This is a genomic window from Microcoleus sp. A6-C6 (genome assembly GCF_036705955.1).
In the GTDB taxonomy this organism is placed as follows: domain Bacteria; phylum Cyanobacteriota; class Cyanobacteriia; order Cyanobacteriales; family Microcoleaceae; genus Microcoleus.
Window position 1 is genome coordinate 19,035 of the sequence record NZ_JAUBVR010000052.1, and the last position, 24,567, is coordinate 43,601.

The window sequence follows — 24,567 nt, forward strand, 5'->3', positions numbered from 1 at the left end:
TCTCAAGTCAGCTTAAATCGGAAACTTCGTGCAATCAAATACTGTTCTCAATCAGCCGAGCAATCTAGGCTCATCATCTCGTACAAAAGAGTTACCTTTTACTCTTCAAGATGTCAAAGCAGCCATTCCAGCCCATTGTTTTGAACCCTCGGTTTCGAGATCTCTAGCTTATTTCTTTTTGGATCTGGGGATTATCGCAGGTTTATATGCGATCGCCTACACCTTAGATTCCTGGTTCTTTTACCCAATCTTTTGGTTCATGCAGGGAACCATGTTTTGGGCATTGTTTGTAGTCGGCCACGACTGCGGGCACGGTTCCTTCTCCAAGAGCAAATGGCTCAACAACCTGATCGGACACCTCTCCCACGCTCCAATTCTCGTACCCTTCCACGGTTGGCGGATCAGCCACAGAACCCACCACGCGAATACAGGCAGCTTGGATAACGATGAAAGCTGGTATCCAGTGTCGGAGAGCAAATACAATCAAATGCCTTGGTACGAAAAGCTGGGACGCTTTTATTTGATGTTATTTGCCTATCCAATTTATCTGTTTCGGCGATCGCCCGATAAGGAAGGTTCTCACTTCATGCCCGGTAGCTCGATTTTCCGTCCTTCCGAAAAGTGGGACGTGTTGACAAGTTCCGCATCCTTAGTTTTGATGGTAGCCTTTTTAGGCGCGCTAACCTATCAATTTGGTTGGCTGTTTTTACTCAAGTTCTACTTAGTTCCCTATGTAGTATTCGTGATTTGGCTGGATTTGGTAACATTCCTGCACCACACAGAAGCGGATATTCCTTGGTATCGCGGTAAAGATTGGTATTTCTTGAAAGGTGCGCTATCTACGATCGATCGCGATTATGGAATCATCAATTCCATCCATCACGACATCGGGACTCACGTAGCCCACCACATTTTCTCGACGATGCCGCACTATCACTTGAAGGAAGCAACGGAAGCAATTAAACCACTGTTGGGCGATTATTATCGCAAGTCAACCGATCCAATTTGGAAGAGCTTTATTCGCTCTTACTGGGATTGTCATTTTGTCTCCGATACAGGCTCTGGGGTTTACTACGAATCGCGTAACACTCGGCGATCTGCTGAAGTTAAGTAACTTCTAATCAACAATAGAATACCTAAAAACCCGGCTTCTTAAAGAAACCGGGTTTTTCATTATTTTTCATTTTCGTGCGCCCTAAAATTCAATTTTACAAATTACCTTTAAGCCCGATCGCAGTTACAATCGTCCACGCATCCACCAACAGCAGCAGCAGCGTACATCCCAGCAAAATCAGATACATCCAAGGCTGCGACAAAGGGCGAACATCCCTAGTATCAATACCCGTTTTCGCTTCCACCAAACGCACTAATTTAGCAAATCCAGCCACCCGCATCGGCAACAAATAACCTTCACCCGCATGACTCAGAAAATAGTAAACTAAACCTCCTTGACCGGTCGATCGAGGTTTGAGAGCTTTTACCTCAGTCCAAGGAAGCGACCAACCCTTGCGAAACACGCGCGGAAACCACTTCGGATAGGTAACTTCAATCCCCTCCTCGCTGAGAATTACCCTTTCGCTGAGCACGCCGTAGAGGCCCGCTGCGCCGACAACAATCGCCACCCAGAGTGCAGCGGGCGGAACCGGTGCTTTCGTGACTTCCGACAAAAACGGTAACGGAATACTCAGGGCGACGTACAGGCTCAACAGCGTGATTCTAATCAGGGGAGAAAGCCGGAATACTGCCGGCTCAAATACTGGGGCGGAAGATGGGGAAAGTGCGGGCTCTGCTGACATGGCTGAAATTAGAAAAGCTGTTTAATGATATTTTTGCACAGTTGTCCGGCCTGCGAACAAAACTCAGGCAAATATCAAAAACAGGACAATATTTGCGATTTTGAGTTTCGATTTAAAATTCAATTCAGAAACTTTGATTCTTAAGTATTGACTTTTTACCAGAAAGAATTGGTTTAAAGCCGGAACCCTTGTCGGGAAAAATTAAAATCAGACTATTCATTACTCCAATCCTCTTCCTTCCAGGTAGAGGTCGCCCTCATCCCTTCGACTTCGCTGACTGACAAGCTGTCAACAGTCAACTGTCAACCGTCAACTGAATGAACGCTTTGCAGAAGTTGGAATTTTGAGCGCAGAGTTATCAATTCACTGACAATTTATAACTCAAAACTCACAACTCCAATTAATCGACGGCTGTTAGCGCGGGTACTGTCAAAGGTTCTGAGATTTCTCGCGATTTGGGGCGGGCAGCAATTACTGTGCGATCGCCCGCCGCTTCATCTCGGGAGCTGCTAGAATTGATGGCAGAATAGGGGTTTTCGTTAATCTGCAAGCGATCGCAAGGAATTTTATCCGACAAAATTGCACTGGCCATCATCCCGGTGTGAATTTCCAATGCTGCGGCCCGCATCGCTTCAAACACTAAACGCTGTCCGGGAAATACCACTCGTTCAAAATACCAGTTAGGAATGTTGCAGATGCGAGCAATCTGAATCTGACTGGTGGCGTTGACGTAGCAGCAAAGAATCTTGCTGTCGGCGTTTGAGGGTACTGGGTCAAGAATTTGAGCCATAATTGCTAAGGGAGCCTTGCCTAAAAGTTTTAGTTATCTTCTCAGGCTAACATCTTGCGATCCCGGCCTACTGTAAAGCCGACTACCAACCCATACTATTTGAGATTTGAGTTTTGAGCTTTTGGATATTAGATCCCACATTTCGCACTTCAAAATGTAATATGTAATTATTACACCTGTTTGGTAGTTTTGCAAACACAAAAACATATAAAACTAAGTATTTATACGCAAATATAACAAATAAAACGTCAAATAACTCAGAATTTCCGTATTACTTGGTATACTACAAATTGACGTGCGGAATGTGGGTTAGATCACTTGCTGGATCAGGATTTGGAGCTTGCCTCTAGTTGTATTATTTGTTTAAAATAGGATCAAAAATATACCGCCTGACCGATCGCACCTCAAATTCAATCTAGCCAGATAAATATCCGATTTTAGACTCCCATCTGCGATTTTCGGTCAAAATATGCTGTATTTGCTCAAAGATTACCTTGGTTCTGCTAATTTCGCCGATCGCCACCAACAAACTCAACCTTAAGCTGCTGAGCAAAATTCCAGAATATTTAATCTGAAATTGCGAAAATTAGAGAGATTGTAAAGTTATATTAAAAGAATATAAACATAGTTGAAAAAGTTCCAGTTTAGGATATAGCAATCATGGAAAACCGAGAAAACCGAGTCCTGTACGTTCGCCTCCCTTGCAATCCCATTTTCCCGATCGGAGTTGTCTACCTTTCCGATCACGTGCACAAGCTATTTCCCGATGTCCAACAGCGGATTTTCGACTTAGGCGCGGTGCCGCCGCTGGATTACGCTAAAGGTTTGGATGCGATCGTCGATGAATTTCAGCCAACGCTGCTAGTTTTCTCTTGGCGGGACATTCAAATTTACGCCCCCGTCGGAGGTAGAGGCGGGAATCCGCTGCAAAATGCCTTCGAGTTTTACTACGCCAAAAATCTGCTGACTAAGTTGCGGGGAGCACTCGGAGGATTGCGTTTGGCCACGTCCTACTACACCGAACTCTCGCGCAATCTGGGACTGGTTAAGCGCGGATTGAAGCAGGCCCGGAAATACCGCCCCGAAGCCCGCGCAGTGGTCGGTGGCGGTGCTGTGAGCGTGTTTTACGAGCAGTTGGGACGCAGTTTGCCGACGGGCACTGTGGTTTCGGTGGGCGAGGGCGAGGCTTTGCTGGAGAAGTTGATTAAGGGCGAAGATTTGGCGCAGGAAAGGTGTTATGTAGTTGGCGAAACTGTACCGCGCGATCGACTAATTCACGAAAAGCCAGCCAACATCGAGAAAACCGCCTGCGATTACAACTACATCGAAACCATTTGGCCGGAATTTTCCTATTATCTACAGGATATGGACTTCTACGTCGGAGTCCAAACCAAGCGCGGCTGTCCCCACAATTGCTGTTACTGCATTTATACGGTGATTGAAGGAAAACAAGTGCGGATCAATCCGGCGGATGAGGTGGTGGCGGAGATGCGGCAATTGTACGATCGAGGTATCCGCAATTTCTGGTTTACCGACGCCCAATTTATCCCGGCGCGCAAATTCATCGATGATGCGATCGAATTATTGCAAAAAATCATCGCCTCCGGGATGACAGACATCCATTGGGCTGCTTACATCCGTGCGGACAATCTCACACCCGAATTGTGCGATTTGATGGTAAAAACGGGCATGAACTACTTTGAAATCGGCATCACCAGCGGTTCCCAGGAACTGGTTAGGAAAATGCGAATGGGCTACAATTTGCGAGTAGTTTTGGAAAATTGCCGCGATTTAAAAGCAGCCGGTTACAACGATTTAGTTTCTGTGAATTACTCATTTAACGTAATTGACGAAACCTTTGAAACCATCCGGCAAACTATTGCCTATCACCGAGAATTAGAGCGGATTTTCGGAGTCGATAAAGTAGAACCAGCGATTTTCTTTATCGGTTTGCAGCCCCACACTATTTTAGAAGAATACGCCTTCAAAAAGGACATTCTAAAACCTGGTTACGATCCAATGAGTTTGATGCCTTGGACAGCGCGCAAATTGCTGTGGAATCCTGAGCCTTTGGGTTCATTTTTCGGGCAAATTTGTTTAGAAGCTTGGCAGCGAAATTCCAATGATTTCGGCCGCGAAGTGATGGCAATTTTGGAGGAAAAACTAGGCTGTGCCGATTTGGAAGCAGCTTTGACTGCACCCGTAGAAATCAAAGATAAACAGTTAGCAACAGTCAATTAACCACCAGGTTCGTAGTAAGGACTTTAGTCCTTCTTAATTAAAAGGGAAATGAGACAAAAACTGTACGATCTCTTTCCCTTTCGATGGTTCAAAAATTTAAATTTGAAAAAGTCTTGCACACAACCATCAATCTTAGCTCGAATAGATAGAGTCAAAAAAACTCTGCAAATTATCTGCCTCCATCTGTGTTAATCTGCCTAAAATCTGCGGTTGAGTCATCGATCAAAAAATGACGCAATAACTATTAAAAATCGCAGATGGAGCAAGTATCGCTTAAGATGTAATTATATAGTTAAAATTAGGAGTTACGAGATGTTTGCTAAAGACCGAGTTCAAGTAATTAAAAGATTATGTCTAGTTATGGCTGGCATTAGCGCGATTCCCTTCGGGATAGCTTCGCTTCACGGCATTTTGACTCCTCCAGCAGAAGCAACAGCACTAAATCAACCCGCATCTTCGAGTTTTCCGCCTTCAGCGCCGCTACAAATTGCTCAAGTTGACGGATGTCCCAAAGCCGAAATGGTGGAATTCTTCGCAACTGCAAACTTTTCCGTATACATTTGCAAAACCCAGGAAGGCGCTATTTTTTACCGGGGCTTCAGCAAAAGAAATGGCAGCCAAATTAATGTGATGCAAGTAACTACAGGTGACGACGGAACTTATGAAGCGACTAACGGCAATATTATCTACTCGATTAACCCCGATCGCCTGCAAGTCCGCCAGAATGGTAAGGTAATCTTGACCGAAGCTGTCATCAAGTAGGACTAACTGTTATGCGATCCGAAATCCCGATGAAATTAGGGTGCATTTTATTTTAATTAAAAATATAAAATCAGCAGAATCATATCTAGTCTCTATCTATGACTCAATACGGTTCACTTAAGACAGATCCCCCTAACCCCCCTTAAAAAGGGGGGGACAAGAACGCCCTCAAAGTCCCCCTTTTTAAGGGGGATTTAGGGGGATCTCCGGGGCCTAAATATATTAAGTGAACCGTATTGATTTATGACTGAGAATAATTGCCGCCTGTCCAAGCTTGTGATATATTAATTTTAGGGAATTTTTATTAAGGAGTTTCCCAAATTATATTATTTGCATCAATTACCCGCAATCTCTAACGGTTTGTAGTCGGGAATGCGAGTCCTCGGATGGATGCTACGAACCAATCTGATTATGGTCGTTTTCTGGGGATAGGGCTGTAAAAAAACATCTTTTTTGCGAAAATGAGATGCTCCCTAATATCTTACTAACTTTTGTTTAAATATCTTTCAATTAGGACGATCGCCACTATATCATCTACAGGTCGCGGCGGAGTCCGCATTCCCTGCGGAATCAAGCGAGAAAGTCCCGTCGGAGGGTACATTTCCCAGTAACGATCCTTCGCTTCTAAGCTGCTGAATCTCTCGTCAACCCGAATAATTTGAATCTCCGGCGACAAACTCTGCGTCAGTTTTTGTTTCCAACTCTTAGAAGTCGTTTGATCTCCGAGTACCAATAACTCGATCGCAAACTGTTCGCACAGAGATTGAATCGTAGATATAGCTGATTCTGACTGTACAACTTGATGGTAGCAAACTTTCTTATCTCTACCCATCACGGCGATGCCGCACTTGTCTTTACCCGGATCGAAACCTAAAATCATAATCAATTCCCAATTACCAACTATTTTACTTAACTTTCAAATCTGTTTGGCCTTGATTTTGTTGTCCGGTGCGAAAAACAACGACTCCGTTTGACAGAGCAACTAAATCTATTTTCAGCGGGCCGGCGATGTAGGTGACATCTGTGGCGATCGCCCGAACCTCCAGCGATTTCTCGTACTGCTGCAATCGATCGATAAAACCAGCCAAAGTTTCAATCCGATTGTCCGCAACTTGGACTGTACCGCCGACAACACCGATCAGGCGAGCGCGAAATTGACAAGCTTCGATCAATTGCAGCAACTGCACCCGCACCTGTTCGTTTGTCAAAGTCACCGGATCGACAGCAACCCCTGCAATCACATCTCCCGCCCGGAACACAACTCGATTGATTTCTGCTTCTGCAAATACCTTAATTAGCTTTTCTTCCCGCAGGTAATTAGCGCCGGCCACAATCCGCACTACGTAATTTTGACCATCTTTAATCTGACTGATTAATTGATCGATTTCTGCCTTAGTAATTTGAATAACCTGATCTCTAACCTTAGTATTTGCCGGCCGCATCAGTCCGACGGTGGTTTTATTTGCTTCTTGCAAGAGTCGATCGATCGCGCGACTTGCCGTACCGGACTCGGTAATACGAACCACGCCAGCAGCCAAAATTTGACCGCGCCTGATCGCAACTGTACCCTCGCGGATTGCCTGAAAGTCGCGTTCCAAAACTTGCACTTGCTGCTGCAAGACAGTTTGCTGCTGTTCGAGTTGGGCTTGTTGCTGTGCGAGGGTTTCTAAGAGTGCTTCCCTCTCGGCAATTACTTTGTCCCTCTCGACAATTGTGCGATCGCGATCGGCGAGATTTTGCACCCGCTGGGCAATTTCCTTGTCCCGCTGGGCAATTAGTTCGTTGCGATTGACAATTTCTGTGTCGCGCTTGGCAATTGCTGCATTTCGCTTGGCAATTTCTCGATCGCGCTGGGCAATTTGAACTTTCACCTGCTCTCGCTGCTCGATTAACAGTTGGCGTTCCCCTTGCAGTTGGGCGATTTCCGATCCCAAATTCGTTTTTTGATCGGAAACTGTTTTCAATTGGTTCTCAGTGCGATCGAGCTGAGCTCTGGTAGTCGATCGAGCAGTTTCAACAAGTTTCAGTTGTTCTTCGGTGCGAGACTTAGCAGCTTCCACGCTAGCAAGCTGTTCTTCCGTGTCCGATTTAGCAGCTTCTACCTGAATTAACTGCTCTTGGGTTTTAGACTTGGCTGCTTGCACGCTGTTGAGCTGGGCCCGCAGCGAGTTTAATTTTTTTTCTGTCCGGGCTTGCTCAGCATTAGCAGTTTGGAGCGATTGATTAATTTGCTCTAAATTGGCTTTAACTTGCGCTTGAGCGGCTCTGGCTCCATCTAATTCAGTTTCAACTCGATTTTTTTCTTGAGTGGTGTCTTTGAGTTCTCTGCGGGCTTGGTTGAGCCTTTTTTGAATCTCGTCTATTTGAAAAACCCCGGTTCGCAGAGGCTTGCTGGTAGCAAACAAAATGGCCAGAGTAATGGCCGACAGGATGCTGCCGGCCATCACTGTCACCACAACAGCAGTGTCGCGGGGGCGAAGTTTGAACAAACTCAACCTTGCTTTGCCGACTTTCGTCCCAAGGCGATCGCTGACAGTAGCGATCACACCCCCCAACACTAAAATTACAAATACCAGGATGTATCCAGCAGTCATTCCGATTTTTTCTTATAGATTTTGGATTTTGGATTGAATCTAGAATCCAAAATCCAAAATCCCATAGTTTCTCGGCATCAAGTGAATTGCTGGCTTAAGGCTACCGGATTGTGGACTGTGATCTTTTTCTTGTGGATCGAGATCATAGTTTCTTGTCTGAGATCCCCCAGTAAACGAGTCACAGTTACCCGCGTCGAGCCGATCGCCTCAGCGATCGCCTGGTGGGACAGCTTCAAATCAATCGTAATCCCTTCCGTACCAGGCACGCCAAAATCCCGGCACAGAATCAGCAAAAAGCTGACGAGTCTCGAACCCATATCTCGGTGTGCGAGGGTTTCGATCATCATCTCCGTTTGCAAAATCCGAGAAGAAAGTCCCCGCAGCAAAACCATAGGCAATTCTGCGTCTTCCTTGAGAGCCTTCTCGACTTGTTCGATCGGCAGCGAGATCAACTCCACCGGCGTAAAGGCTACCGCGTGGTAAAATCTGTCCGATCGGTGTCCCGTAATCAGAGACAGCACCCCAAATACGCTGTTTTCCCGTAAAAGGGCGACTGTAATTTCTTCGCCTGCTTCGTACACCCTGGAGAGCTTCACAGCACCTTTAATGAGAACGTAGACGCGCTCAGCCGGGTCTCCAGGGAAAAAAATTGTCTTGCCCCGTTCAAAGTTTTCCACAATGGGTGGAAACGCCCCGCCGCTGATTTGGCGGAACACGGCTGCTAGCGGTCTATCATGTGTCACGACGAGATCCTTTGTACTAACCAATAGTTTGTAACTTCTCGATTAAGCTTATTGAGTAAATATACTGCCCTACCTCCAATGTCCAGGGATTCTGTTACTTCCCTCTAATGTTAAGGTAAGCACACGCTGTATGATTAAATCTAGCCCTTCTCTTAAGTTTTTCAATTCCCCCTCCATGTAGCTCCACAGCAAAATTAATCTCAATTGTGTCTCAATTGTGTCTCAATTGTGTCTGAATCAGTTAAATCTGAATCAGTTGTGTCTAAACTGGCGGGGTTGTCGCATACAGCCAACGAGAACGGTGCAAATTTCTTCTAGATAAACTACAGATGATAGATTTGACCGGAAAAAATGCTCTTGTTACGGGCATTGCCAACAATCGCTCGATCGCCTGGGGCATCGCTCAGCAGCTCCACAAAGCTGGGGCTAATCTCGGCATAACTTTTTTGAAGGACGAAAAAGGCAAGCACGAGCGCAAAGTCGCTGAACTCGTGGAACCGCTCAATCCCAGTCTGTATTTGCCCTGCAATGTCCAAGACGAGAGCGAAATTGAGTCTACTTTTCAAACCATCGCCGACAAATGGGGCAAGTTAGATATCCTGGTTCACTGTCTGGCTTTTGCCGGCAAGGACGAACTTTCGGGAGATTTCACCAACACCTCGCGCCAAGGTTTCTCCAATGCTTTGGATATTAGCGCTTACTCGCTGGTGCGGCTTTGTGCTGCGGCTAAACCGCTGATGGCCGAGGGCGGCAGTATTATCACGCTGACTTATTTGGGCGGCGTGCGGGTAATTCCTAATTACAATGTGATGGGCATTGCTAAGGCCGCTTTGGAAATGAATGTTCGCTATCTGGCGGCGGAACTCGGCCCCTTAAATATTCGGGTAAATGCGATTTCTTCGGGCCCGATTCGGACTTTGGCTTCGTCAGCAGTTGGCGGCATTCTGGACATGATCCACCACGTTGAGGAAGTGGCCCCGCTGCGGCGGACTGTGACTCAGCAGGAAGTGGGAAATGCTGCGGCTTTTCTGTGCAGCAATCTCTCTAGCGGGATTACGGGTCAAGTTTTGTATGTCGATGCCGGTTACGAAATCATGGGAATGTAACAGCTTGTAAACAGTTGACAGTTGACAGTTGACAGTTGTCAGTTGTCAGTTGTCAGTTGACAGTTGTCAGCGAAGTTTTTAGATAGTTAACAGTTGACAGCAAGATTTGCCAACAGTCAACTGTCAATAACTGTCTGTTGTTTGCTACAAAAGTGTTAATCCCCAATTACTAATTATCAATAACTATGAATGACAAATTGGGAATTATGGAAATAATCGATCGCCCTTCTCTACCTCTTCCTCCTCCTGCAAGTTCAGTTCAACCAGCCAGGGCCGCCTTGGTGAAGCGCACAACACTGGAAACAGATGTGACTGTCAGCCTGAATCTCGACGGTGTGGGAACTTGCAAGGCTTCAACGGGAATTCCGTTTTTAGACCATATGTTGCAGCAGATTGCTTCTCACGGATTGATTGATTTGGACGTACAGGCGATCGGCGATTTGGCGATTGACGACCACCACACCAACGAGGATGTGGGCATTACGTTAGGCCAAGCGCTAGCAAAAGCTGTCGGAGATCGATCGGGCATTTCTCGCTTCGGACACTTCATCGCCCCACTGGATGAAGCATTAATTGAAGTAGTGCTAGATTTTTCAGGACGGCCTCACTTAAGTTACAACTTGGAAATTCCCAACCAGCGAATCGGCACTTACGATAGCGAATTAGTGAGAGAGTTCTTTTCGGCGGTAGTGAACCACACTCAGATGACACTGCACGTTAGACAGTTGCAGGGTGGAAATTCTCATCACATTGTGGAAGCCGCGTTTAAAGCATTTGCACGGGCTCTGCGGATGGCGGTAGAAGTCGATCCTCGGCGCGCCAGTCGGATTCCCAGTTCTAAAGGGGTTTTGTAGTTTGGGGTTTGTAGTAGCGATCGATCAGCATTGAAACTGCATCCAAAAAAACAATCAAACAATCAATGGGGTGGGCTTCTAGCCCGCCCAAAAAGTTAAATATCAATGCAGAACCTGTACGTGTAGGGTGCGCACTGCGCACCTTACTATCTATCCAAACCTCGTCAAAAATCGGAAAGCATCGAGCACGTGACTCGCACAAACGTAGGGCGAAGTATTGTAAAAACCTTGCCAAGCCGCCGCCTTATCTTCATCGTACATATCCGCTCTTTCCGAGTGTCTTCCCAGCCAATTCAGCCGCACCGCGTGACCGACTAATACATCTAAAACAATGTATTCTTCTACTTTCAATTCGGGATTTAGCTGGGCGATCGCCGCCAACTCCATCAGCGCCTCAATATTGACTTGTCGGTATTCCGGCGCTACAATTTTGTTCAGCAAATGCTCGATTTGGAGCGCAAAATTCTTTTCTCCCGGTGTCATTTCCGCTAAAATAATATCGCTATCTAAGCGGTTGCGACGCTCTAATTTATCGCCAATAATCAAGCCTTTGCAGTGTCGCAACAATCCCCAAACACTCGGATAAAAATCCTTCGGTACGCGGTTGACTGCACCTTCCATTTGCCGCTTGCGCCGCCATCCACCCGCAGGCATTTTGGGTTCCTCAAACACTGACACGACTACCCATTCAATATCTTTTTCCGGCTGTTTGACGCGCAGGGATTCTTGCTGTTTGAGGATTTGATTCATTTCCTCGTATTCTGCCAATACTTGGCGCAGGCGATTTTTAATTTCAAAGGGACTTAGCTGCATTAAATATTCGTAAGCTTCATTTTGCGTAACTCCCAATTCGCGAGCTAATTCGCTAGTTAGCAGCAAAATAAAGTAACTCACTCTCAGAGTCAGCAACCCTTTAAATAACTGCGGTTCTGCTTTAATTAACAAGCCTAGGTAAATGAGAATTTCTTGGGTGAGAACTCGCTCGCGAACGTCTTCTCCACAGAATTCGCGAATTTTGTCCATGATTTCCGTGTAAGAACCAGGCCGCGAAATCAGCGAGTCTTCGCTGTAGGCTTTCCCCACAGCAATCTGTTTTTGCCGCACCAAAATGTCTGTTACCGCATCCGACAAGCTGATATCAACTTTGTCCAGCAATCCAGCAGCGTGGCGGACAACTGCCCATTGAATTTTTGATTGCGAACTTTCTCCAGCTTTCGTATAAACTTCGTTGAGCAAATCCACAACTTCAACAGTTGCTTCCCTACCGCCAAATCCTGTATCAAAATTTAATCCTTTGAGGCGAATCAGCGTGTGCAGCAACTCAATTTGTTCGTACAAATTCTCTGAATCTCGCAGGCTGGCGAGCAATAATTCAGGATTAGTTTCGCACTCTAATTTAAATTCTTGGGTGTGACCCAAAGGCCAAGTTTTTTCGGGATTGTAACTCAGATATGTTGGGATTTCTACTGCACCTGTCACTGGAGATTCTGTGAATTCAAAATGTTGCATGAAATCAATGCTCTCGGTACCAGCCGTCAGCATTAACTGGTTGAGATTCCCCAGTTTGACAGGCGTATTTTCCGAGTTTCCGTCGCGGAGTTGCTTCATCAATTTCAGCAGCGCTTCGCGGCCGGTTTCGAGCATTGCGTGAGTCAGCATCAGCGTTACCGTGGGTCGTCCCAACTGATACCAGTGGCGGTGAATGTGAGCTATTTCGCTTTGGATTTTAGATACTAGAAAATGGTAGTCTAGAGTTAGGTAAAATTCTTCTCTGTCCAAAAATGAGGGAAGAAATACGATCGCCTCTCCGCGAATTTTAAACACCTGGGAAGTCGTCAAACTCCGCAAACGGCGCACGGGGCGGCCAGTTAAGCCTAGTGGATCGTTGCGTCCAATCTCCGCGTAAATAGCGGATAATTCCTTAGTCTGGCGGACTTGAATTGGTGCTACTTGCTTGGGGGTTTGGGCTGCAATGCCGTTAGCAGCTAATTCTGCTTGCAAATCTTCATCTTCAGCTAACAGGGCAATTTGCACTAAAGGTTCTCTGTGCCGGCCCACTGACAAATGGCGCCCTAGCGGGTCGATATCACCAACTGCGATTAACCCTTCGTTGAGTAATTGACCAAGAAAATACAAACTTTGCGCCCAAACCAGGGGAACATTTTCATTGGGTAAGCGCTGCTGGCTGCGGGGATTTAACTTTTCTGCTTCTATATTTGCGGCGGGGACGTAGTACAATTCTGGTAGTAGTGGCGAACCAGCGCGATCGACTGCCAGAGATGCCAAACGCTGCTGGTACTCTTCAACTTGGGCTTGATTTCCCTCAAATATGCCGTCCAAGAGTAGATAAGTGAAAAATAGCGGCCATTCGCATTCTATATGATCGAACTGCTTTAATTCTGTCGGTTCATAGTGCAGGCGATCGGCATCTTCCAAAACTGTTTGGTGTCCGTCCCGCAGAAACCGTTTGCAGCCGTACTTTCCCTGCAATTTGTCGATTATTTTATTGCGAGTCCGTTCTACTAATTCTTTATCTTCCACAGCAAAAGCGGGAAAACTAATTACACTTAATAAAGCGGCATCTACTTCTTTGGAACTAGATTCGCGAGGCAAAAGTGATTCTAAAGTGATGCGACTTCTGGCAATTTCATCTGGTAAAACGTGAATTACAGAGGCTTGAGAACCGTTAACTCCGAACAAATCTAATCCATTCATTGCTTCCAGCGCTGCTTTTGCCATGCCAACGGAACTGGCATTCAATTCGGCATTGCCACGATTAATTTTATGGCCTCTTTCCCAAATTCCATAATCGGGTGTGCGATAGGCTCTACCAATATAATAAACTAAATTTTGGACGAAATTGACTTCATCTATTGTAAAAATTATGTGCAGCCCAGAAGCCGTCATTTGAGCAAGAATTAACAAGAATATAGATGTAGCATCTAACTGCAAGTGTCCCCACTGGTCATCGCCGACAACAATACTGCCAGTTTGAGTATTGTATTTAGCGTGCAAGGCATCTAGCGGCAACTGAGTATTTTTAAAGCTTTCTACTTTGCTTGATTGCTGCATCATCGCAAACAGCAAACCGCGCATCAGTTTGACTGTGCTGTGTTCGAGTTCAAATGTTCTACCGCGATCGTCATCAATTTTGCGGTAGGCTAAACCCAAGCCCCAAACTGCCAGAATGCTATACACGTTATCGCGCACCCAGGCATCGGTGTAGTCGCCGTGTGCAGTAACAGCCGTACTCGCCGGCAGCAAACCGGTAATTGGGTTCTGGCGCTTGAGGATGACGTTTTTGATTTGCTGGTAGTAATAATCTAACCTGGTTTGCCGCTGGGTTGTTGCGATCGCCATTTCGTGTTCCTTTTTTTCCTGATGCGAGCCGAATTGCGGTGAATAGACTTTTAAATATATCAGAAATTATATCACTTCTCAAGTTTTTCAAACATAACAAGGTGATTGCCATGTCTAGCCACAACAACAATAACAACAACGTTGCTTTCGTGAAAATCGTTTACTCTACAGTCAAAATTAATGGTAAAATTGAGCTAGTACCGATGGAATGGTATGCTGACGGCTCTGTCAAGAAAATTGAACGCTAACGGGCGATCACAATTTCGACCAAAACTCTAAGTCAGTGACGTACTGCGTCTCGTACAAAACCCGGTTTATCGGCCACGGAATGATGACTTAACAGACTTTTGGTGGCAAAAATCGGGTTTTTGGCGTTCCAGACTTGTGTAGGGGCGATCGCCAAACTAAACTAATTTAACTAACTAAGTATACAGAAATCCCAAAGAAAGAAATATGGATCGATCGCGCCCGCAATTTTCCGTACTGGGACTACCAGTTCACATATTAGACGATTATGCAGGTTGGCTGATAGAGCGGCTGCATCAAGGGTTAGGCAGTCACGTCGTAACGCTGAATGCTGAAATGGCAATGCAAGCCGAGCAAAACCAGGCTTTAGGCGATGTAATTCGCTCTGCGGAGCTCGTGATACCCGACGGTTCTGGAGTAGTGCTGTACTTGCGAATGCGCGGCAAACCGGCCCAGCGCTATCCAGGGATTGAACTAGCAGAATCGCTGCTGCAACTAGCTGGAAAATTGCCGGATTCGGAACCAATATTTTTCTTTGGAGGTGCCCCCGGAGTGACGGCGGCGGCTGCTGAGACTTGGCAGCAAAAAGTTAATGGATTGTCGATTTCTTCCCAACACGGCTATCTTTCGGCAGATGAAGAACAAGAATTTTGTGAAAGTCTTAAAAAGATACAGCCCAAACTGATTTTTGTGGGCTTGGGAGTGCCACGCCAAGAATTTTGGATTGCCAAACATCGGCATCTTTGTCCTCAGTCGATTTGGGTGGGAGTTGGCGGCAGTTTCGATATTTGGGCGGGAACAAAAGACCGCGCGCCGGCTTGGTTTTGCGACAATCATTTAGAATGGTTGTACCGGCTTTATCAAGAACCTTGGCGCTGGCGTAGAATGTTGGCTTTGCCACAGTTTGCATTGAAAGCTTTGGGGGATTTTCGAGGTTGAAAATTGGGGTAGTGCCCTAAAGGTAAGGATGGTTGAAATTCCTTGGCAGTCTGGAGTTCATTGATTTACTACCGTGTAGAATTCTCGGTAGTGCCCTAAAGGTAAGGATGGTTGAAATTCCTTGGCAGTCTGGAGTTCATTGATTTACTACCGTGTAGAAAGATCCAAGTATCTGCTCAGGACAGGGTTCAAAGTGCTGATTATTTCGTTCATGTCTTGGCTTTGTAGCTGCAAATACATTAAAAAAGCCAGGATACTTCAGGTCTGTAAGGTTGGCTCCAAGCTCTGAAAGCCTTACATGAAAAGAGCTATGTCCATCCTTACCTAAATAGGACTACCGAAAATTGGATTGATAGAGTAACCGCAGATTCAAGGCAGATAAACACAGATTGACGCAGATATTTTCCTGATTAAAAAGTGAATTTTGCCAGATATTTATTGAGTCGATCGATCGCAAGATTCGGGTTGGGGCGGGTTTACGGGTTTTCTGGCTGATCTTATAGATTGTTGATGAACCCGCCCCAACAATAGTTATTGTTGATTTATTGGCTAGACAATGTAAGGAGAATCGATCGCCTTTGCGCGATTAATTGCCACCAACGTCTGGTAAATCAAAGCCGAAATCTCGGCGCGGGTAATGTCCCGCTGCGGTGACAGCCGATCGCGCGCCGGATAATTAACTACAATCTTCAAAGCAGTTGCAGTGGCGATCGCACTTAAAGCAAAATTAGGAATTTGCGATCGATCGGTGTAAACTTTTACAACATCAGGATTTCCGCCCTTAAGTTCCAAACCATTAACCAAAGATACGATCGCCTCAGCCTTAGTCAAATTCTGATTCGGGCCGAACTTCAAGCCCGGAAACCCCGACAAAAACCCCGCCCGATTCGCCCGTTCGATCGCACTTCTCGCCCAAAAACTAGCAGAAACATCAATAAAATTTGTCGCCGGCACCTTCGGAATCGGACTAAACGCACTCACCAACAGCGCCGCATATTGAGCGCGATTTAAGCTGTTGTCAGGCCCAAAAGAACCGTCAGGCAAACCGCTAATTATATTCGCCGCAGCCAAAGCTTCAATAAATTTCTGTGCCCAATGTCCAGAAATATCGCTAAACCTCGCACCGCCGATATTCGGATTGCCGCCGCCCTTTCTCACCGCAGCTTGCACAGCTTTCAAAGCATTCACTTTCCCGTAACCAAACCAATCGCTGCGGCGGTTATTAGCATCATAATTTCCCATGCGATTTCCCAACTGCGGATCGGGCTCGGAATCGACAATTTTGTCAGCAGTTTGTTCGAGAATTCCCCGCACTTCCCGCGCCGTCAAACGGGGGTTGGCGGAAAGCACCAAAGCTGCCACTCCAGCGACTACTGGAGTGGCGCTGGAAGTGCCGCCAAAGGTATTCGTGTAGTCCCCCGGATCGTAGCCGGTAACACCGACTCGATCGGCAGTAAAAACCCCCAAACCTGGCAAATACTGCGACACCTCCGGCCCAGTCGCAATAAATCCGGTTTCTGGCAGCCAAGTTCCCGGCGGCGCGTTGTTGCTGGGGGCGCAAACCGAGATGCTGTTGCCCCAATTGCTGTAGGCTGCTTTTTTGTTGAGGGAAGTGGAAGCAGACACCGCAATCACATCCGGGTGCACCGCAAATCCTGCTAGCCATTTAGTTCGATCGCCCAAAATGTTATTCGGCCAGCCTTTCTCGTCCACAGTACCGTTGACAGGGCGGTTGGCATTGCCCGCAGCAAACAGAATCACGCAGCCTCTACCGCCCCGCCCTTGGGTTGCTGCTTTGGTGATGACGGCACTTTGTCGCAGGGAAAGCGGATAGTAAACTGCCCCTGGGCCCCAACTGCAAGAGATGACGGCGGCCCCTTTTTCCACTGCCCAATTGAATATTTTTTCGACAGAATCGTCATCGAGAAAACCCGTGGTACGGATGGGCATCAGGGCGCATCCGGGGGCGACTCCGACAATGCCTTTGCCGTTTTCTTCCGCAGCGGCGACACCGGCGCAACTTGTGCCGTGGTTGTCCGATTCGGCGACTGGTATCGGGGAAGTGTCGCCGTCTTTGAAATCAATGGGTGAGACGATTTTGCCTTGGCCTTGAAAATCGGGATGTGTCAAGTCTACTGAATCATCGGCGATCGCAATTACGATCGATCGCACGCCGCGAGTCATATCCCAAGCTGGTTCTGCATAAATTTGAGCACCGCCGACAAGTTCGTTGCCACCTTTGTTATTGAGATACCACTGTTTGGGATAAAGCGGATCGCGCGGTGTATAATGCTGCTGAGTTTCTAGTATAATGTTGGGCTCCGCCACCAGAACTTCTGGATATCTTGTCAGGCGGTTGGCAATTTTGATCGGGTTTTCTGTTGCTTGTTTGGTGACGAAGCAGACGAAGGTGTTGGGAATTCCTTCGACTGGCCGACTTATGGTTAAATTTGCTGCGTTGGCGATCGCATTTCGCGATTGTTCGTCTACTTGTTCACCAAATTGAATAGTAATTTGGTTAGTTAAATAAAAGAATGTACTCGGATTATTCGCCGGACAATAAACATGGCTAGCAAAAGCTACATCATCGCTGGCGCGGGCTGCTTGCATTGCTGGATCTAGGTTTTCTGGCGCAACCAAATATTCTTCGAGATTGCTTTGTCCGACACGACGGTTAAATTTTGCCGGAATTGTTACAGCCCAATTGTTTGAGACTGATGCTATTGATGAGGGGCGAACTGTAAAGCGGTTGGGAACTTTTGACAGCAACAATTCATCGCCGCCGCGCTGCAAAATCACTGCCAGACTTGCTTCTGGAACTCCGATACCTTGATAGTTTTGGAGGGTGTCGGAGGTGGGTTTGCTTGATTGTACCATCAGAAATGTTCCTGTTTAATTTGGGAGAGAAGACTGGGCGGTTTCAACCGCCCAATCTCTTCAACCCGCGGAGGCGGGTGAGTGTTTGTGTAGTCGCGGTTTCAACCGCCGTATTATCTTATCTCTGTCTTCTCTCAAATAAACACACTAGGATTAACATTAAAGAATTCTCCCAGCGCCTTAGCTTGGGCTTTGCTAATCGCCCGTTTCCCATTAACCACCTCAGATACTACTCCTTTGGAACCAATCACACCCACTAAATCGGCTTGTTTGAGTTCGCGAACTTCCATGAGATGTAACAGAACATCTTGGGGAGTCGCTTCTGGAATTGGGTAATATTTTGATTCGTATTCTTCGATCAACAGCCCCCAGAGACTCAGTAAAGTTTCTTCTTCTAGTGTTAATTCTTCCTTAGACATCAGAAAATCGACTTCTGCGAGGGCAAGATCATTATCTTCTTCGTTCAGGATTGGCTTCGGCTGAGATTTCGCCAGCAGTTGACCGTAAGCTGTTTTTTCAATTGTGATGTTCATTTCTCATTCCTTTGCTTGCTTACTTAGACATGGTTCTCAAGTAGTAGGTGGGTGTTTCTTTCTCGGTATCATGATTTTGACGTTTGGAGTAAATGTTTTGGATCTATTGAGTACATCAGGGAATCTGTAATATTTCCCTGATGTATTGAGTGGGATATTAACCTATTTTCTGTTTAACTTCATCTTCATCATTCCACTTTATTTTGTCATATTCGGCATGAGTTAAGAATTTTTTAAAATATATAATTTTGCTTTTGTATTTAACTTGTACAATCAATCTATACCTATTGTGTTTAATATTAAATATGGTATATCCATAGACTTGATCGACCGATTTGGAATATTTCTGTCGGAGATCTTCTAGTGATTCCCAATTGTTGTCTTTGATGAGCTTGTACCAGGATTCGATCGCACTCTGGGCATCTGCATAGGGTTCGATCGCACTCAGAAGATTTTTGCGAGAAATTAGTCTCATTCGGTTACCGTTTTTTAAACGACACCTCTATGTTCTCATGTCGAGAACAATCTGTCAAGTCCCTACTTGAATTTTTCCTAAACAGCCTTTTGCCCGATCGCACCCTTTGACATTTGCACAAAATTGGTTTACACTTAGCCGGTTGCGATCGCCAATGGTAAGATCGGCTCATGCTAAATATCTTTTTAAAGCGCCGAGGCGCAAAGTAATTTCATGGTATACTCTGGAACTGTTTGCTGGCTTCGCTTCACTGCCCGGATGACGATCGGGGCGATCGCAGTTTTGACTTTGTTGCAACCGCTCCAAGCCCAAGCACAACAACCTTCTCGACCAGATAACCAACCGCAAGTCGAACCCGCCGACGACCCCACAGACCCCAGCAATCTCCGCCCTACGGCGCAAGACAGTGGCGTGCTGAGCATTCCAGGAGGTCAGCGTTTGATGACAGAAGCCAGCGGTGCTATTTCCAATCAAAATTACACTGTCGCTGCTCAAAAGCTCCAAGAATCTCGCCAAATTTTCAATCAACTCTCCAACTTCTATCAACAACTGAGTAGCAGTTTTGCCGGAATTGACATCCGTTTAGCCGACAGCAACCGCACCAAAGCTGTGGAAACAGCCCAAATGCGCGACGAAGCTACCTATCGGCTGGCATTGGTACACCGGGCACAAAATAAGCCCGAACTGGCTGTCCCCCTACTAATTCAGATTATTCGATCGCAGCAGCCAACTCGCGACTTAGGCAAAAAAGCTTACCAGCAGTTACTAGAATTGGGTTTTGTGGATGCGCCCTATCCCCGGCCTGCTGCAACTCAACCGCGATCGTCTAACAAGTAGTTCCACTAAAATTTAAATTACAGCCGTCTATCACAGAAACTAATGGTCACACCGTCTCAAGTTGCAGAAATGATTCAGACTGGATTGCCAGACGCTAAGCTAAAAATTGACGATTTGAACGGTGGCGGCGACCACTACCAGGTGAGAGTAGTCTCTGCGGCCTTTGAAGGGAAAAGCCGAGTACAGCAGCACCAACTGGTCTACGGCGCTCTCAAACAGGCAATGGCTAGTGAAGCTATCCACGCTTTGGCCTTGGAAACCTTAACTCCCGCAGAATGGGCAGCGAAAAGTCCAGTTGCTTAATTGTTCAGTCAACTGCTGCACTTGCGCACAGAAACCAAAGAAACCGGGTTTTTGCTCGGAATCTATGACTATAACCAGAGATTTTCGTAAAAAACCCGGTTTCTGCCTCAGTCAACGTTTAGGAACCCAAGAAACCAGGTTTTTTTAACCGGAATCTAGGGCTATAACGAGAGATTTTCCTGAAAAACCCGGTTTCTGGGTCAGTCAACGTTTAAAAATTTTCAAACAATATTAGGAGCTACCATGACTACAGCACATGAAAGAATTGACGACTTGGTTAAGCAAAACAAAATCATGGTATTTATGAAGGGAAATAAGTTAATGCCCCAGTGCGGTTTCTCTAATACTGTGGTGCAAATTCTCAACACTTTGGGAGTGCCTTACGAAACTGTTGATGTTTTGGCAGACCAGGAAATTCGTCAAGGTGTTAAAGAGTATTCCAATTGGCCGACAATTCCCCAAGTTTATGTCAATGGCGAGTTTCTTGGCGGCTCGGATATTCTGATCGAGATGTATCAAAAGGGCGAATTGCAAGAAGTTGTAGAAGTGGCTTTGGCTTCTTAAATAAAAGTCAAGGGAAAGGAGAAAGAAAGTTTTGAGTTTTGAGTTGGAAATTGTGAGTTAAAGACTTAAATAATTCTTAGTTCGGAACTCAAAACTTTTCCCAACTTCTAATTTTAACAACAGTAGGGCGGACACAGCCCCGCCCTACTAAACATCTATTTTGCAGCTACAGCTTGCAACTTCCTGACTCTGCTATCAAAACCGGATGGTCTGACCCGTTCAATCATTCTGGTAATAAGTTTTGGTATCAGAAAAGGCAATTACCAATTACCAATTGCCAATTACCCAATAATCAGCGGGTTTATTAAACCGAATTTGGCATTAATAGTAGTCTGCTTCAGTTTGTGTCTGTGTCTGTGGCATTTCAAAATTCGAGGGGTCGTGAATGTAACGTGCTGCTTCTTCCTCCAATCTGTGAATCAGATAGGGTTCCAGACCGTTACAATGTCGCAGGGCTGCTAAGTAGCCATCTAAGTAAAGCCGCAGGTCATCGAAGCGATAACCTCTATGCCACATTTCGACGAGGGCGTCGGTGAGTTTTTGGTAGTGCCGGATTGTTTGGGTGTCTTGTAGCATGGTGTGAGTTTGAAATCCTTTGTGGTGTGTATAATGACGGCGGGATTTAGGAATGGCCTAGATTCATACTGAGTAAGCTCAGAAGAGAGGCGATTGCTAAATAAAAGTTTTTACCCTGCTCAACAGGCTACCCTCCAGAAAAAATTTCACTTGCTGCAATGCAGTGGCTCGAATCTTTCGCGCGCACCTAGATAATTCACCGTGCGTTTAATAGAGTCGGGATGTTGCTGAATTTTGCGGTCAAAGTGGGCGAGTGTTCCGGCTACCGAGCGAACGGTTGCAGGAATTCTAGTTTCAGTTGTGCAATTTGTCAACCTCCTGGGACTGGGGGCTGGGTCGGGGGGTTCGGTCAAAGCAGGCGGTTGGGTCATGGGGTCGATCGGCTGTAGACTGTCTTATTTTCATTGTAAGCTCACCGCCAGAATGATTTAACCTTTCTCCGGTCTGACGATCGCAACTTGACCAAATCTTTAAAATTAGTACCATCAGTTTGTTCGCAGCTTTAAGTGTAGCTACGGCTTGAGTAACGATGGTTACAAAACCTTGACAAAAGGTCTGTTAACCTGGTAGCCATTAGTGATAAGGAAGCTCGCCGTTGTGGGATCTGCAAGTATTTCAATTGTTGAAGGGAATCCGCACCTGCGATCGCTCTTGGGCTGGCATCTACAGCAAGTCGGTCATTGGGTGCATCAGTCAGCGGATATCAGTCACGCTAGGGAAATATTTTTCAGCCGTCAGCCAACCCTAGTGATTTTAGATGCCCAATTGCCCGATGGGGACGGTTTAGAATTTTGTCGCTGGCTGGGGAAGCAGCAGCAATCGCTGATTTTGATGCTGTCGGCGCGGAATTCGGAAGCCGATATTGTGGAAGGTTTGAAGTCGGGCGCCGACGATTACCTGACTAAACCGTTTGGGATGCAAGAATTTATGGCCAGGGTAGAAGCTCTGATGCGCCGCAACCGCACGATGATACCGCCGGCGATGCTGGAGTGTGGGCTGCTGAAAATTGATTTGGTGCAGCGCCGAGTCAGGCTGTATGAGGCACAAATCGAGCTGACTCCTCAAGAATTCAGCCTGCTGTACGTGCTGGCTCAAGCTGGAGGAGTGCCACTATCCCGCTCCGATTTGCTCAGTCGGGCCTGGCCTGATGCCATTGACAACCCCCGGACGATCGACACTCACGTACTCTCTCTGCGTAAAAAAATAGAAATTGACCCGCGACAGCCGAGCCTGATTCAAACTGTGCGCAATGTCGGCTACCGACTGAATCTGGAGTTTTTGAATACAAATCAACCACATTCACCAGTGCTCGGCGCAGTGACTTCTTAGACTATTATCAGCCGATAAAGATGAGAATGGTGGCTTTCAGAAGAACTAGAGCCACCGCGCCGGGAAAGAATAAGGGTGAAAAAGAAAACCTATCCACTCCCGTCAGGAACAGTGAACGATTAAAGGAATTTCGTCAAGCAGCATACCAGTTATTAGTAAAAGCTCTCCTATGCTCTAGGTCGAGCTGATGGATGCAGTGATGACATCCTCCACTCGCCTTTAGGCAGTGGAGGATGTCAACGTCTTTTCCCGTGCAGTTATTGTTAATTGTAATCCGAAATTTTAGCAAGCTGATTTAAAATTTCAGCTAATATTAGCTAAACCAAGCTATTGTTAGGGGTAAGGTACGCAGTGCGCCATACAGATAGACTTTGTGCGACTATTTTTCCTTCTTCCTTCTTCCTTCTTCCTTCTTCCTTCTTCCTTCTTCCTTCTTCCTTCTTCCTTCTTCCTTCTTCCTTCATCCTTCTTCCTTCAGCTAACATTAACTAAACGAAGCAAGCCACAGCGGAAGCATCAACAGCAAACCGACAGAAGTGAGGGCGATGCTGCTAGCTAACAAATCGCGATCGAGTTCATAGATTTCTGCTAAAATCAGCACCGAAAGAGCTGTAGGCGTTCCCGACATCAACACCAAAACCAACCTCGGATCGCCGCTCAATCCCCAAAAACTAGCACCCAATCCGATCAGCACCGGCACAATTACCACTTTTAACAGCGACGGAACCAAGGCTAGTTCAAAACTTTGCCATGTTTTAATAGCTCTCAAGCGGATACCAACCAGCACTAAAGCACTAGCAATTACCCCCCAAATTGCAGTCTGCAATCCCGATTCTACTGTCTCAGGTAGGGGGATACTTCTCGTAAAAAAACCAATAATAAATGCCCACAGAGCGGGAACTGTCAGCACGTCCCGGAGCTGAATCCACCAGTGATTTTTTTCATCGGAACGCCCGAAATAGCTGGCAATAAATACACCAAAACCGTAGCTTCCGATCACGTTGTTGGTGACGCTGTATAAGACTGCCCAGTTGTTGTTATCGCTGCTGATGATCGCGGGGGTGATTGCTAATCCCACAAAGCCGGTATTCCCTAACATTGCAGCTAGGATAAAACTGCCTTGGCTCGATCGCGTCAGGGAATTTATATTGAATAAAAATAAATTAACTAGAGAATGTTTGCCCTGAAAATATGGCTTTTTGACGTGCCGCGCGCTCAGCCGCCGTAATAACAGCCAAGTCAACCAAGCTAAACTCGTACTCAGAAATAACACGAATATGGCGATCGCCGGCGTGAATCCCACAGCACCAGAAAAATCACTTTGACGGGCTAAAACTGCAATTTGCAGCGGTATCCCAATCCAGTAAAGAAAGCGGCTTAGCAGCTTGGGGAAATCAACTGGGATGTACCGAAACAGCAGCAGTCCCAAGCCTGTCCAGATAACTAGAGGCGTATAAGCGTGAAATAAGGTCTCAATCATAAAAACTTAACTTGACAATTTGAAATGCCTCTATTGATTAATAGTAATGCTAAAACCGCTCGTAGAAACCTAGACAAAGCTACTCATAGGTAGCCAATGTTAGACATCTACGTTGGTAATTTTAGTCCACAGTCCTAAAACTACAGGAATAAACGGCAATCC

At 46.2% G+C, this 24,567-nt stretch carries 24 protein-coding genes; 11 read left to right on the forward strand and 13 right to left on the reverse strand.

The window, feature by feature from the left end; all coding sequences use genetic code 11:
• Nucleotides 1-28: 28 nt before the first annotated feature.
• Nucleotides 29-1,114, forward strand: coding sequence for a fatty acid desaturase (locus QUB52_RS19740; RefSeq protein ID WP_332974495.1), 1,086 nt, complete (start codon nucleotides 29-31; stop codon nucleotides 1,112-1,114).
• A gap of 94 nt (nucleotides 1,115-1,208) precedes the next feature.
• On the opposite strand, the gene QUB52_RS19745 is transcribed toward QUB52_RS19740, so the two are convergent.
• Together QUB52_RS19745 and QUB52_RS19750 are read right to left on the reverse strand one after the other, a co-directional pair.
• Nucleotides 1,209-1,796, reverse strand: coding sequence for a hypothetical protein (locus QUB52_RS19745; RefSeq protein ID WP_265233095.1), 588 nt, complete (start codon nucleotides 1,794-1,796; stop codon nucleotides 1,209-1,211).
• A gap of 400 nt (nucleotides 1,797-2,196) precedes the next feature.
• A complete protein-coding gene (locus QUB52_RS19750; RefSeq protein ID WP_265233094.1) occupies nucleotides 2,197-2,586 on the reverse strand; it encodes a DUF1830 domain-containing protein in 390 nt (129 codons plus the stop codon).
• 660 nt (nucleotides 2,587-3,246) lie between these two features.
• Here QUB52_RS19750 and QUB52_RS19755 point away from each other — a divergent pair.
• Nucleotides 3,247-4,827, forward strand: coding sequence for a photosystem II high light acclimation radical SAM protein (locus QUB52_RS19755; RefSeq protein WP_332966352.1), 1,581 nt, complete (start codon nucleotides 3,247-3,249; stop codon nucleotides 4,825-4,827).
• A gap of 312 nt (nucleotides 4,828-5,139) precedes the next feature.
• The gene (locus tag QUB52_RS19760; protein WP_265233092.1) at nucleotides 5,140-5,589 is read left to right on the forward strand and encodes a hypothetical protein; all 450 of its coding nucleotides are present in this window, start codon (nucleotides 5,140-5,142) and stop codon (nucleotides 5,587-5,589) included.
• Nucleotides 5,590-6,073: 484 nt separating this feature from the next.
• On the opposite strand, the gene QUB52_RS19765 is transcribed toward QUB52_RS19760, so the two are convergent.
• From QUB52_RS19765 to ntcA, 3 genes are all read right to left on the reverse strand, one after another.
• Nucleotides 6,074-6,469: a pre-16S rRNA-processing nuclease YqgF gene (locus QUB52_RS19765; protein WP_106333111.1), complete on the reverse strand. Its 396-nt coding sequence runs from the start codon at nucleotides 6,467-6,469 to the stop codon at nucleotides 6,074-6,076.
• A gap of 25 nt (nucleotides 6,470-6,494) precedes the next feature.
• Nucleotides 6,495-8,183 (reverse strand): DUF3084 domain-containing protein, encoded by a 1,689-nt coding sequence (locus tag QUB52_RS19770; protein WP_265233091.1) that lies wholly within the window; start codon nucleotides 8,181-8,183, stop codon nucleotides 6,495-6,497.
• 77 nt (nucleotides 8,184-8,260) lie between these two features.
• Entirely contained in the window at nucleotides 8,261-8,926 is a 666-nt protein-coding gene (gene ntcA / locus QUB52_RS19775) for a global nitrogen regulator NtcA (protein WP_265233090.1), read from the reverse strand.
• A 329-nt stretch (nucleotides 8,927-9,255) separates the two neighbouring features.
• Here ntcA and fabI point away from each other — a divergent pair, with 329 nt between their 5' ends.
• Both fabI and hisB read left to right on the forward strand, forming a co-directional pair.
• Complete coding sequence (fabI, locus tag QUB52_RS19780; RefSeq protein WP_265233089.1) at nucleotides 9,256-10,032, forward strand: enoyl-ACP reductase FabI; 777 nt, start codon at nucleotides 9,256-9,258, stop codon at nucleotides 10,030-10,032.
• A gap of 206 nt (nucleotides 10,033-10,238) precedes the next feature.
• Nucleotides 10,239-10,886, forward strand: coding sequence for an imidazoleglycerol-phosphate dehydratase HisB (gene hisB, locus QUB52_RS19785; RefSeq protein WP_375339773.1), 648 nt, complete (start codon nucleotides 10,239-10,241; stop codon nucleotides 10,884-10,886).
• 150 nt (nucleotides 10,887-11,036) lie between these two features.
• Here the strand turns inward: hisB and QUB52_RS19790 are convergent, their stop codons facing one another.
• Complete coding sequence (locus tag QUB52_RS19790; protein WP_332974496.1) at nucleotides 11,037-14,246, reverse strand: glycoside hydrolase family 15 protein; 3,210 nt, start codon at nucleotides 14,244-14,246, stop codon at nucleotides 11,037-11,039.
• 110 nt (nucleotides 14,247-14,356) lie between these two features.
• On the opposite strand from QUB52_RS19790, the gene QUB52_RS19795 reads away from it, so the two are divergent.
• Together QUB52_RS19795 and QUB52_RS19800 are read left to right on the forward strand one after the other, a co-directional pair.
• The gene (locus tag QUB52_RS19795; RefSeq protein WP_332974497.1) at nucleotides 14,357-14,494 is read left to right on the forward strand and encodes a hypothetical protein; all 138 of its coding nucleotides are present in this window, start codon (nucleotides 14,357-14,359) and stop codon (nucleotides 14,492-14,494) included.
• A 205-nt stretch (nucleotides 14,495-14,699) separates the two neighbouring features.
• Nucleotides 14,700-15,431 (forward strand): WecB/TagA/CpsF family glycosyltransferase, encoded by a 732-nt coding sequence (locus QUB52_RS19800; protein WP_265233085.1) that lies wholly within the window; start codon nucleotides 14,700-14,702, stop codon nucleotides 15,429-15,431.
• 549 nt (nucleotides 15,432-15,980) lie between these two features.
• On the opposite strand, the gene QUB52_RS19805 is transcribed toward QUB52_RS19800, so the two are convergent.
• The 3 genes from QUB52_RS19805 to QUB52_RS19815 form a co-directional block, all read right to left on the reverse strand.
• On the reverse strand, nucleotides 15,981-18,308 hold the full coding sequence (locus QUB52_RS19805) for a S8 family serine peptidase (protein WP_332974498.1): 2,328 nt from the start codon (nucleotides 18,306-18,308) through the stop codon (nucleotides 15,981-15,983).
• A 134-nt stretch (nucleotides 18,309-18,442) separates the two neighbouring features.
• Nucleotides 18,443-18,841 carry a helix-turn-helix domain-containing protein gene (locus QUB52_RS19810; RefSeq protein WP_332970577.1) on the reverse strand — a complete coding sequence of 133 codons (399 nt, stop codon included), beginning with the start codon at nucleotides 18,839-18,841 and terminating at the stop codon, nucleotides 18,443-18,445.
• A 157-nt stretch (nucleotides 18,842-18,998) separates the two neighbouring features.
• The gene (locus QUB52_RS19815; protein ID WP_332974500.1) at nucleotides 18,999-19,316 is read right to left on the reverse strand and encodes a type II toxin-antitoxin system HigB family toxin; all 318 of its coding nucleotides are present in this window, start codon (nucleotides 19,314-19,316) and stop codon (nucleotides 18,999-19,001) included.
• Nucleotides 19,317-19,529: 213 nt separating this feature from the next.
• Here QUB52_RS19815 and QUB52_RS19820 point away from each other — a divergent pair, with 213 nt between their 5' ends.
• From QUB52_RS19820 to grxD, 3 genes are all read left to right on the forward strand, one after another.
• Nucleotides 19,530-20,153, forward strand: a complete 624-nt coding sequence (locus QUB52_RS19820) for a hypothetical protein (RefSeq protein ID WP_332974501.1) — start codon at nucleotides 19,530-19,532, stop codon at nucleotides 20,151-20,153.
• Between the two features lie 42 nt (nucleotides 20,154-20,195).
• On the forward strand, nucleotides 20,196-20,456 hold the full coding sequence (locus QUB52_RS19825; protein WP_265233080.1) for a BolA family protein: 261 nt from the start codon (nucleotides 20,196-20,198) through the stop codon (nucleotides 20,454-20,456).
• Nucleotides 20,457-20,699: 243 nt separating this feature from the next.
• Nucleotides 20,700-21,020 carry a Grx4 family monothiol glutaredoxin gene (grxD, locus tag QUB52_RS19830; protein ID WP_265233079.1) on the forward strand — a complete coding sequence of 107 codons (321 nt, stop codon included), beginning with the start codon at nucleotides 20,700-20,702 and terminating at the stop codon, nucleotides 21,018-21,020.
• Between the two features lie 321 nt (nucleotides 21,021-21,341).
• Here grxD and QUB52_RS19835 read toward each other — a convergent pair whose 3' ends face one another.
• Nucleotides 21,342-21,596, reverse strand: a complete 255-nt coding sequence (locus tag QUB52_RS19835) for a DUF6761 family protein (protein ID WP_265233078.1) — start codon at nucleotides 21,594-21,596, stop codon at nucleotides 21,342-21,344.
• Nucleotides 21,597-21,742: 146 nt separating this feature from the next.
• Entirely contained in the window at nucleotides 21,743-21,967 is a 225-nt protein-coding gene (locus QUB52_RS19840; protein WP_332970575.1) for a hypothetical protein, read from the reverse strand.
• A 226-nt stretch (nucleotides 21,968-22,193) separates the two neighbouring features.
• Between QUB52_RS19840 and QUB52_RS19845 the strand changes: the two genes are divergently transcribed.
• Nucleotides 22,194-22,925: a response regulator transcription factor gene (locus tag QUB52_RS19845; protein ID WP_332974503.1), complete on the forward strand. Its 732-nt coding sequence runs from the start codon at nucleotides 22,194-22,196 to the stop codon at nucleotides 22,923-22,925.
• A gap of 317 nt (nucleotides 22,926-23,242) precedes the next feature.
• Here the strand turns inward: QUB52_RS19845 and QUB52_RS19850 are convergent, their stop codons facing one another.
• Complete coding sequence (locus QUB52_RS19850; RefSeq protein WP_332974504.1) at nucleotides 23,243-23,410, reverse strand: hypothetical protein; 168 nt, start codon at nucleotides 23,408-23,410, stop codon at nucleotides 23,243-23,245.
• Nucleotides 23,410-24,405, reverse strand: coding sequence for an AEC family transporter (locus QUB52_RS19855; protein ID WP_332974505.1), 996 nt, complete (start codon nucleotides 24,403-24,405; stop codon nucleotides 23,410-23,412). Before QUB52_RS19855 ends, QUB52_RS19850 begins: the two co-directional genes overlap by 1 nt.
• Nucleotides 24,406-24,567 lie beyond the last annotated feature (162 nt).